The organism is Flavobacterium sp. DSR2-3-3 (assembly GCF_049896585.1).
Classification (GTDB): Bacteria; Bacteroidota; Bacteroidia; order Flavobacteriales; family Flavobacteriaceae; genus Flavobacterium.
Genome location: NZ_JAFCUP010000008.1, coordinates 164,655 through 171,492, shown reverse-complemented (window position 1 = coordinate 171,492; position 6,838 = coordinate 164,655). Strand labels below are relative to the sequence as shown.

Here is a 6,838-nt window from a genome sequence, read left to right as displayed (position 1 = left end):
ATTGCGTTTTAATTCACGTGTTATAACAGATTTGTCCTTATTTATAAGAATTGCTATTTCACTTTTATTGTAGTTTTGATCTAATAATACACCGATTGTGTATCTTTGTTCGCTGGTTAGGTGGCTCATTATTTACAACTTTGGTCAGGAGCAAATAAAGAACATTTATTCCATTCGAGAGAGAGGGCTTTTTAAAAGTCCTTTCTTTTGAAAAAATGTCTTTATCTCCCCCCTAAAAGTTGCATTAATTAGTTGAATCTAGTAGACAAAAATGATAAAGTTTCAGAATTTAATTTTTATGTCGAAAATGTTTACGAAGGTAGACAGTTTAAAGAAAATATTGGAACCGTTCAAAAAGGAGGATTCAACAGAAAAGTTTTAGCGAATTTTGAAAATCCAATAATAGATGAATTTTCGGGTTACCTTGCTATTGTCTGTCCAAAAGAAAAAAATAAGTCTAAAATCTCTATTCGTATTAATGAATTATATGTTTCTGAACTTACTCGAGCAATGTCTGAAACAGGATATGCGACTTTAGTCGTCGATATTATTGAGCCTAAAGAAGGGATTGAATATATCGTAGGGACATATGCCGCTTCGGCAGAAAGTAGTGGTATGGATGTTACTAATAAACACGATGAAAGATTGAAAAAAGGTTTGCAGGAATGTTTAACTAATTATATGAAAACGAGCGATAATGATAAGACTTCTATAGTTTTTGATGTTGATCAAAATATTAAAAGTAAAACACTTGATGCGGTTCCGTCTAAGGGTGTTTATTTGACCTACGTCGACGTTTTGAATAATAATCCGCTTGACGATAGTAATTTTGAAATGACGAACAAAAATGAGCGATTTTATTTGCTTAATAAAACGACTAAATCGAAAGAGTTGAATTACTACGGATTCAGTGATGGAAACGTTTTTTATGTAAATGTATCAAAGTATGCAAACGCAAAATATTATGCAAAAACCGAAATAATTGGAAGTAAATATTACGTAGAAAATGTAGTTTATAATACCAATAATGTTGTTGCTATGGGCGCAATGTTCGGGCTAATTGGTGTAGTCATTGCTTCCGCGACAAGCAGCTCTTCAGTGCCAATGCTTATTGATTGTTATTCTGGTCAGCCTTCTTTTTTATCAAATAATGAAATGAAAGCTATGTTGGTGCCATATCCAGTGCTCTTCAGAGATTTTAAAAACAGCAAGAAAAGCAGTGCGGATATAAAAACTATTCTTAAAAAATATTACCAAGAAACAATAGCTCATTAATAAAAAAGATACCTGATTTAGACTGCAGCAAAATTTCAAATAAATTCATGATAAATATGATTTTGATGAGCTCGATATTTTATCGGGCTCATTTTGTTAAAATTTAATATAATTGATATTGTTTTATATTAGATTGTACATTTATTTATCTCAATTATTAATTAATCTAACTCGGTTTATCTTTACAATAAAACACACCCATGTAAGTATTTTATAAAAGAAGTTTGAACTTATACAACCTAAGTAATCTTTTTTACTATATATACTTTGTGAAATCCCTAGCGAGGATATATTGTCAATCTTTGGCATTTTGTAAACGGTGTCAGTTGACAAATTCAAACAAAAAATGAATTTCCTTACTTTGCTAAATTTAAGGTGAAATGTTGCGTAAATATCTTTGGATTTTGGTTTAAAAGGATAGACAAAAAGCAAAAAAAGCAACTCTAGACGTGTTGCTTTTTTGCTTGCTGCTACCTTCCTGTATCCATTGAAAATTGCAATGTAAAAGAAATATAATTTTTAGCTTACAGGTTTTATCAAATGTACATTAGTGTATCTTTTTCTAATTTCGATTAAGTTTCTTTCAGCTTCAATTCGTGTTTTAAAATTTCCAATCCAAACTTTGTAAATGGGAGTGAAAAAGATAATGGTGCCATCTAAGTCGCTGAATTCTTGTCTAAATTGATTCAATGTGTTTTTAGCTTTATCACTTTCACCACTGAAAATTTGAATTTTATATCGGTCATTTTCTGCAGTAGAAATATTTGTTTTTCGCTTTTCGTTTAATAATTGTTCGAATTTGGAATCTTGTTTTATTGTAATATTTCCACCTTGTGCACTTGCGCTGAGGCTTGAAATACATATTGTAATAAAGATAAAAAAGGCTTTTTGAATGGCTAAAATTCTCATAATGTGATTGTTTTTGTGCAAAAGTAATATTTAAGGAATGATGCTAAACGTCAAATGTTATTTAGAATAGATATAAATTGAAATTAAGACTATTTTAAGGTTTTGAGAACAGTTCTTAAGTCGTATTTTTGTCCAAGTTTTAAAATAACGGAGCAGTTTTTACAATTCATTTAGAAAAAACTGTGCCAAATTTTAGTAGATAATCTTTATACTATATGAAAAAGGTGGGTAACCATAATTCGATCACAAGAAAATTATTTTTGGGCTTAGCCTCATCGGTAATTTTCTCTTTAACTTCATTTGCTCAAGAAGCTGCTCCTGCGGTGACTGATGCAGCTGCGGCCCCTGCCGCGGTAACTGGTGGAGATGCTGTAAAAGGTAAAGAATTGTTCAATGCAAATTGTGCTGCATGCCATAAATTAGATGCTAAAGCTACAGGTCCTGCTCTAAGAGGTATAGCTGGTAAATATGATATGCCGTGGCTTTACAAGTGGATTAAAAACAGTTCTGACTTGATTAAGTCTGGAGATGCTCAGGCTGTAAAGGTTTATGAAGAAAATAACAAGGCAGTGATGTCGGCTTTTCCTCAGTTATCTAATGCTGATATTGATAATATCATTGCATACACGTCAGAGCCGAAAGCAGAAGCACCTGCTGCAGTTGCTGGTGGGACTGAAGCGGTTCCTGGTGCTGCCGCAGCAGACAATGGAATGTCTAATAACATTATCTTAGGTGCTCTGGCTCTTGTTATGATTATTTTGGTCGTAATGTTGTTCTTGGTGAATCAAGTTTTAACAAAAGTTGCTAAAGCTAATGGCATCGTTGTAGCTCCAAAAACACCAACAACTCCGATTTGGAGAGCATTTGCCAGAAATCAATTTCTAGTTCTAGTCACTTCGGTATTTTTGCTATTGGCTGGTGCTTATTTTATTTATGGGTATCTAATGCAAATTGGTGTAGATCAGAATTACGCTCCGATCCAGCCAATCCATTATTCACATAGAATACATGCTGGAGACAATGAAATTAACTGTAAGTATTGCCATTCTGCGGCAAGAGTAAGTAAAAATGGTGGAATACCATCTTTGAATGTGTGCATGAATTGCCATAAAAATATTGCGGAAGTTGCCGAATCGACAGCTACACCGGAGTATAGTAAAGCTTTTTATGATGAACAAATTCAAAAATTGTATATAGCTGTTGGCTGGGATCAAACAACACAGACTTACACCGGTAAAACGCAACCAGTTAAGTGGGTTCGTATCCATAATTTGCCTGACTTTGTTTACTTCAACCACTCTCAACACGTAACTGTTGCTGGAATAGAATGTCAAACATGTCACGGTCCTGTTCAGGAGTATGAAATCCAAAAACAATTTGCCCCACTTACAATGAGTTGGTGTATTAATTGTCACAGAAAAACAGAGGTTAAGATGGAGGGCAACGAATATTACACAAAAATTCATGATGAACTTTCTAAAAAATATGGCGTAGACAAGTTGACTGCGGCACAAATGGGAGGTTTGGAATGTGGTAAATGCCACTATTAATCAAATTATTAAGATTTTAATATTTATATATGTCATCAAACAAAAAATACTGGAAAAGTGTTGAAGAACTAGACAAAAATAGTTCTATTGTTGAGACGCTTAGAAATAACGAATTTGTTGAAGAAATTCCTACTGATGAATTTTTAGGAAATAATGACGCTTTGTCATCTTCGTCAACATCACGTCGTGATTTTTTAAAGTACGTTGGTTTTAGTACTGCGGCAGCTACGCTTGCAGCTTGCGAAGGTCCTGTGAACAAGTCTATACCTTACGTTCTGCAGCCGGAACAAATCATTCCTGGAATTGCGGATTATTATGCAACTTCTGTTTTTGATGGATTTGATTTTGCTAATCTTTTAGTGAAAACTCGTGAAGGGCGTCCTATTAAAATAGACAATAACACTATTGCGGGAGCTAAGTTTAGTGCTAACGCAAGAATTCATGCTTCAATTCTTTCTTTGTATGATAGCATGCGTTTGAAAGAACCTAAAATTGAAGGTAAAAATTCAACTTGGTCTGTTGTTGATTCTAAAATTAAATCAAGCATAGCTGATGCCACTGCAAAAGGTGGTCAAGTAGTGCTTTTGACGAATACATTAGCCAGTCCGTCAACTGAAAAATTGATAGCTGAATTTATCGGTAAAAATCCAAATGCTAAACATATTGTTTATGATGCTATATCTGAATCTGCAGCATTAGATGCTTTCGAAACAGTGTATGGAGAAAGAGCTTTGGTTGATTATGATTTTTCTAAAGCTTCACTTATTGTTTCTGTTGGAGCTGATTTTCTTGGAGATTGGCAAGGTGGAAGTTATGATTCGGGTTATGCTAAAGGAAGAATTCCTAAGGCAGGCAAAATGTCTCGTCATTTCCAATTAGAAGCAAATATGACTTTGTCAGGTGCTGCTGCTGATAAGCGTTTGCCAATGTCTACTGCGAATCAAAAACAAGCATTAGTTCATATTTATAATATTGTAACGGGTTCTGCTGTTGCTGTAAGTTTAGAAGATAAATTTAAAGCAGAAGTTGCAAAAGCGGCTCAACAGTTGAAAGCTGCTGGTTCAAAAGGAGTTTTAGTCTCTGGTATTCAAGATAAAAATGCTCAATTGTTAGTTTTGGCAATCAACCAAGTGCTGGCAAGTGAAGCTTTCAGTACTTCTGGAGTGCGACAAATCAGAAAAGGTTCTGATGCAAAAGTTACGCAGTTAGTCAATGATATGAAAGCGGGTAGTGTTCATACTTTGTTAATGAGTGGTGTTAATCCGGTGTATACTTTAGCAGATAGTGTTTCTTTTGTTGAAGGACTTAAAAAAGTAAAAACATCAGTGGCGTTTTCATTAAAAGAAGATGAAACGGCTTTAATAAGTACTATTGCTGCCGCTGTTCCTCATTATTTAGAATCATGGAATGATGTAAGTATCACAAAAGGTACTTATGGAATTACTCAGCCTACAATTCGTCCACTTTTTAATACAAAACAATTTCAAGATATATTGTTGTCATTGAATGGATCAACAGTAGCGTTTTATGATTATATTAAAGCTAGTGCATCAACAATAATAGCGGGTTCCTCTTGGAATAAAGTATTGCATGATGGTATTTACGTAGGGGCTATTCCAGGTTCTGCTGGTGGTTCAGCTGATTTTGCTGCGGCTGCAATTGCTTTGGGACAATCAAAATCTGCCCAAGGATTAGAGCTTGTTTTATACACTAAAACTGGGATGGGAGACGGACAACAAGCCAATAACCCTTGGTTGCAAGAGTTTCCTGATCCAATTACTAGAGTTTCTTGGGATAATTATGTTACTGTTTCGAATGCAGATGCAAAGAAATATGAACTATCTAATGAAATTGTAGCAAACGGTGGTTTGAACGGAAGTTATGCCACTATTACTACTGTTGATGGACTTAAATTAGAAAATGTTCCGGTAATTGTTCAGCCAGGTCAAGCTGTTGGGACTATTGGTTTAGCATTAGGTTATGGTCGTAAAGCGGCTTTGAAAGAAGAAATGATGGTAGGTTTAAACGCTTACTCTTTATATAAAGGTTTTAATAATGTACAATCTGTAACTTTGGCGAAAGCCGGAGGAGAACATGAGTTTGCTTGTGTTCAAGGTCAGAAAACATTAATGGGAAGAGGAGATATCATTAAAGAAACTTCTCTAGAAATTTTCAATACAAAAGATGCTCACGTTTGGAATGAACAACCAATGGTTTCATTGGATCACAAAGAAGTTGAGGCAACTAAAGTAGATTTATGGAGTTCTTTTGATCGTTCGGTAGGTCATCATTTTAATCTTTCAATTGATTTGAATGCTTGTACTGGTTGTGGCGCTTGCGTAATTGCATGTCATGCAGAAAATAACGTTCCTGTTGTTGGAAAATCAGAAGTAAGAAGAAGTCGTGATATGCACTGGTTGCGTATTGACAGATATTATTCTTCTGAAAGCACTTTTGAAGGCGATAACGAAAGAAAAGAAAACATTGCAGGTTTATCAAGTTCATTGTCTACGTTTAATGAAATGGAAAAAGCGGGTGATAACCCACAGGTTTCTTTTCAACCGGTAATGTGTCAACATTGTAATCATGCGCCTTGTGAAACGGTTTGTCCAGTTGCTGCGACTTCACACTCTCGTCAAGGTCAAAATCACATGGCTTACAACAGATGTGTTGGAACACGTTATTGCGCTAACAACTGTCCTTATAAAGTGCGTCGTTTTAACTGGTTCTTGTATAACAAAAACAGCGAATTTGATTATCACATGAATGATGATTTAGGGCGTATGGTATTAAATCCAGATGTTAATGTTCGTTCTCGTGGAGTTATGGAAAAATGTTCAATGTGTATTCAAATGACCCAAGCGACAATTTTGAAAGCTAAAAACGATGGAAGAGCTATTGTTGATGGTGAATTTCAAACGGCATGTTCTAATGCTTGTTCTAATGGGGCAATGAAATTTGGCGATATAAATGATAAAGAAGGCGTAGTATCTAAATTAGCTACTGACGAAAGGATGTATCATTTATTAGAGCATGTTGGAACAAAACCAAATGTGATTTATCACGTTAAAGTTAGAAATACCTAGTACAAAAATAATTAATTA

At 34.6% G+C, this 6,838-nt stretch carries 5 protein-coding genes; 3 read left to right on the top strand and 2 right to left on the bottom strand.

What is annotated here, in order from left to right; translation table 11 throughout:
• A partial coding sequence (locus ACP7AQ_RS12280; RefSeq protein WP_426095647.1) for a helix-turn-helix domain-containing protein occupies positions 1-129 on the bottom strand: 129 nt, incomplete at its 3' end.
• A 123-nt stretch (positions 130-252) separates the two neighbouring features.
• Between ACP7AQ_RS12280 and ACP7AQ_RS12275 the strand changes: the two genes are divergently transcribed.
• The gene (locus ACP7AQ_RS12275) at positions 253-1,275 is read left to right on the top strand and encodes a DUF6563 family protein (RefSeq protein ID WP_426095641.1); all 1,023 of its coding nucleotides are present in this window, start codon (positions 253-255) and stop codon (positions 1,273-1,275) included.
• Between the two features lie 519 nt (positions 1,276-1,794).
• Here ACP7AQ_RS12275 and ACP7AQ_RS12270 read toward each other — a convergent pair.
• On the bottom strand, positions 1,795-2,184 hold the full coding sequence (locus tag ACP7AQ_RS12270) for an SPOR domain-containing protein (RefSeq protein WP_426062938.1): 390 nt from the start codon (positions 2,182-2,184) through the stop codon (positions 1,795-1,797).
• Between the two features lie 215 nt (positions 2,185-2,399).
• On the opposite strand from ACP7AQ_RS12270, the gene ACP7AQ_RS12265 reads away from it, so the two are divergent.
• Positions 2,400-3,734 (top strand): c-type cytochrome, encoded by a 1,335-nt coding sequence (locus tag ACP7AQ_RS12265; RefSeq protein ID WP_426095640.1) that lies wholly within the window; start codon positions 2,400-2,402, stop codon positions 3,732-3,734.
• A gap of 29 nt (positions 3,735-3,763) precedes the next feature.
• Positions 3,764-6,820 (top strand): TAT-variant-translocated molybdopterin oxidoreductase, encoded by a 3,057-nt coding sequence (locus tag ACP7AQ_RS12260; RefSeq protein WP_426095639.1) that lies wholly within the window; start codon positions 3,764-3,766, stop codon positions 6,818-6,820.
• Positions 6,821-6,838 lie beyond the last annotated feature (18 nt).